The organism is Rhodoblastus sp. (assembly GCF_041915505.1).
In the GTDB taxonomy this organism is placed as follows: Bacteria; Pseudomonadota; Alphaproteobacteria; order Rhizobiales; family Beijerinckiaceae; genus Rhodoblastus.
The window spans coordinates 1-2,573 of record NZ_JAYSBG010000445.1; the positions used below are offsets into that span (position 1 = coordinate 1).

Annotated in this window: 5 protein-coding genes and 1 tRNA gene; 2 read left to right on the plus strand and 4 right to left on the minus strand. The window is 66.5% G+C overall.

Translation table 11 applies throughout. From position 1 onward, the window contains the following. Positions 1 to 108 precede the first annotated feature (108 nt). Together msrB and ACE3S9_RS18345 are read right to left on the minus strand one after the other, a co-directional pair. Positions 109 to 582, minus strand: a complete 474-nt coding sequence (gene msrB / locus ACE3S9_RS18340) for a peptide-methionine (R)-S-oxide reductase MsrB (protein WP_374547913.1) — start codon at positions 580 to 582, stop codon at positions 109 to 111. Positions 583 to 681: 99 nt separating this feature from the next. After that, entirely contained in the window at positions 682 to 975 is a 294-nt protein-coding gene (locus tag ACE3S9_RS18345) for an acylphosphatase (protein ID WP_374547914.1), read from the minus strand. A gap of 140 nt (positions 976 to 1,115) precedes the next feature. Here ACE3S9_RS18345 and ACE3S9_RS18350 point away from each other — a divergent pair, with 140 nt between their 5' ends. Both ACE3S9_RS18350 and ACE3S9_RS18355 read left to right on the plus strand, forming a co-directional pair. Next, positions 1,116 to 1,664, plus strand: a complete 549-nt coding sequence (locus ACE3S9_RS18350; protein WP_374547915.1) for an META domain-containing protein — start codon at positions 1,116 to 1,118, stop codon at positions 1,662 to 1,664. A gap of 30 nt (positions 1,665 to 1,694) precedes the next feature. After that, positions 1,695 to 2,024: a hypothetical protein gene (locus ACE3S9_RS18355; protein WP_374547916.1), complete on the plus strand. Its 330-nt coding sequence runs from the start codon at positions 1,695 to 1,697 to the stop codon at positions 2,022 to 2,024. 23 nt (positions 2,025 to 2,047) lie between these two features. Here the strand turns inward: ACE3S9_RS18355 and ACE3S9_RS18360 are convergent. Both ACE3S9_RS18360 and ACE3S9_RS18365 read right to left on the minus strand, forming a co-directional pair. Then, a tRNA-Met gene (locus ACE3S9_RS18360) sits at positions 2,048 to 2,124 on the minus strand. A gap of 74 nt (positions 2,125 to 2,198) precedes the next feature. Next, the coding region (locus ACE3S9_RS18365) for a class I SAM-dependent methyltransferase (protein ID WP_374547918.1) at positions 2,199 to 2,573 on the minus strand (375 nt) is incomplete at its 5' end.

The window sequence follows — 2,573 nt, forward strand, 5'->3', positions numbered from 1 at the left end:
CCCGCGAAGACGAAGGGCAGCACCGGCAGAATGCAGGGGCTGGCGATGGTAAGGGCGCCGCCCAGAAAGGCGAGAAGAAAGAGAATCATGCCGAAGGCGCTCCGGGCGTCAGGCCGGTTTGAATTTCAGCGCCACGCCATTCATGCAATAGCGCAGGCCGGTCGGCTTCGGGCCGTCGTTGAACACATGGCCGAGATGGCCGCCGCAGCGCCGGCAGCTCACCGCCGTACGCGCCATGCCATAGCTCCTGTCTTCCGTTTCGGTCACCGCGTCCGACAGCGGCCGCCAAAAGCTCGGCCAGCCGGTGCCGCTGTCGAATTTGGTCTCGGAGGCGAACAGATCGCGGTCGCAGCCGGCGCAGGTGAAAACGCCCTTGCGCTCCTCATGCAGCAGCGGGCTGGTGAACGGGCGCTCGGTGCCCTCGTGACGCAGCACGGCATATTGATCGGGCGTCAGCAGCTTGCGCCATTCGGCGTCGCTATGCTCCACCTTGTCCTCGGCGGCTAGCGCGGCCCGGCCCCCGGAACAGGCGGCCAAAGCGGCGGCGCCGGCGAGGCTCAGGGCGTTACGGCGAGTCAACATTTCGATCTCCGATGGGACAGCAATTTCACTCAAGAGCAATACGCGAGGTCAGCCGCGTCGTTACATCTTGCTGTGAGAAAATCGCGGCGGATCAGCGGCTCAAAAAGTCGACGCGATGAAAAAACCATCGCGCTCCGGCGGCGCGGCTTCTTCAATCGCCTGCAATCCGCGCACTTGCGCCGCGGGCGGGCCAGAGCGCATGGCCTCCATCAAGGCGTCGAGATCGGGGGCGAGGCCACTGACGCGCGTCTCGACGCTTCCGTTCGAGCGATTGCGCACCCAGCCCGATAAATTGCGGCGCTGGGCGATGCGGCGCACGAATTCGCGATAGCCGACGCCCTGCACGCGACCCTCGACGACGATCAGCAGCGTTTTGACAGGGTTTTCGACCAAGAGGCCGCCTCCTACGCATTGGCCTGCAGAATAGGCCCGGCCGACAGGCCGGGCAATAAAGCGGGACGGCGGCGGAGCGACAGGCTAGAGTTTCAGCGACGATGCGTCCCACGCGGCGCGACCAAAAAGGAGCGCGCCAGATGACGGTTCGGACGATCGGCTTCGCGGCCGCGGCTTTGCTGCTGGATTACGCCACGGCGGCGGCGGGAGCGGCGGCGGGCGATGGTTTTCATCGCGACGCCGTCGCTGCGCCGGCGCAGGTCAGGATCGAAAAAGTCCTGTTCGGTCACGGGCGCGGCGGCGCGCCGGCCAATCCGGTTCGCGTCGGCCACGCTACCACCCCGCTGCGCGAAACCTACTGGAAGCTCACCCAACTTGCCGGCGCGCCGGTCGAGGCCCCCGAACATCAGCGCGAGCCGCATCTGATTCTCGCGCCCGACGAAAATCGCGCCTCGGGAAGCGGCGGTTGCAACGCTGTCGGCGGCGGCTTCGCGCTCGACGGCGATTCCCTGCATTTCAGCCAGATGATGAGCACGATGATGGCCTGTCCGAAAGCCATGAAGCAGGAGCGGCATTTTCTCGACGCGCTGGCCAAGGTCGCGCATTTCCGCATCGAGGGCGACACGCTCGACCTGCTCGACGCCTCGGACGCCGTCCTTATGCGCTTCTCCGCGGTCGCGCAGCATTAACACGCGACGGTGAGCAGACGAGATGCGGACATGAGATTGCATTGGATTCTGGTGGCGGCCCTGATGCTGGCGACCGGCCCGACCTGCGCCGCCGCGCCAGATGTCGCCGACGCCCTGGCCGGCGGCCCGGATTTCTGGCGCGTCACCGGCCTCTGCCTCAGTCCGAAGCCGGTCCTGCGCGAGGCGCCCGGGCCTCACACGAGACGCGTCGCCTATGTTGCGGCGGGGGGCGTGGTGAAAAATCGAGGCTGCCGGATCGTCCATCGCGCGCGCTGGTGCGAGGTCGAAACGCTCGCCGAGCCGAAACAGCGCGGCTGGATCGCCGGCAACTGCCTGCGCGAGGCGCCCGAACCGGATTGAATGTGAGAGGGTCGCGAGAAAAGTGGTAGCGGAGGAGGGACTCGAACCCCCGACACAAGGATTATGATTCCTCTGCTCTAGCCGGCTGAGCTACTCCGCCCCGACACGCGGCGAGGCCGCGTCTCAAGTGGGCGGTCTATAGTCTGTCGCCGCCGCCATTGTCAAGGAATGGCTTCAGCCAATCCGCTCGATGCGGGACAAGGTGAAAAGCCCCAGCGGCGCGATCTTGCGGCGCTCGACAAGCCGCAGGTCGGAGCGCGCAGCGATCCAGTCGCCGAGGATCGCCCAGGGAAATTCCGGCCGCCAGCCCAGCGAGGCGGAGTTTTTCCCCAGCCACGACTCAACCCAGGCGACCGGCCCCGATTCGGCCCCGACATGATTGACCAGCACGATCTCGCCGCCCGGCTTCACCACCCGCGCCAGTTCGTCCAGCGTCGCGGCGGGATCGGGCACCACCGTCAGCACATAAGGCGCGACCACGGCGTCGAAATGCGCGGTCGGAAAAGCGAGGCGCGTCGCGTCCATGACAGAAAGCCCGGCGACCTGCAG